General features: G+C 53.7%; 1 pseudogene. It reads left to right on the forward strand.

Going from position 1 to position 432, the window contains the following annotated elements:
- Positions 1-415, forward strand: a pseudogene (locus tag ACTHUE_RS20585) (TonB-dependent receptor domain-containing protein); the annotation flags it as partial.
- Positions 416-432 lie beyond the last annotated feature (17 nt).

Genomic DNA, 432 nt, shown 5'->3' on the forward strand with positions numbered 1-432 from the left:
GTTCAACGCCGACCCCGAGTACACCCGCCAATACGAAACCGGCGTTAAAAGCAGTTGGCTAGACGACCGCCTCAGCACTACGTTGTCTGCCTACCAAATAGAACGCTTCAATATCCGCTAACGCCCCGACGCGCAAAATGATCCCTACACTTGGGCAGTCGGCGGTAAACACCGTTCGCGTGGCGTGGAATTGTCCGCCATCGGGCAAATCATTCCCAAAAAACTCTCTCTGCGCGGTTCGTTGGGCGTGATGCAGGCGAAAGTCGTTGAAGACAAAGACAATCCCGACCGAGTGGGCATTCATTTGAATAACACCCGCAACGTTACCGGCAACCTGTTTTCACGCTACACCCCAACCGAAAACCTCTCTGGCGAAATCGGCGTAACCGGTACGGGCAAACGCTACGGCTACGATTAAAGAAGCAAAGAAGT

It is taken from the genome of Neisseria sp. P0021.S005 (assembly GCF_051956955.1).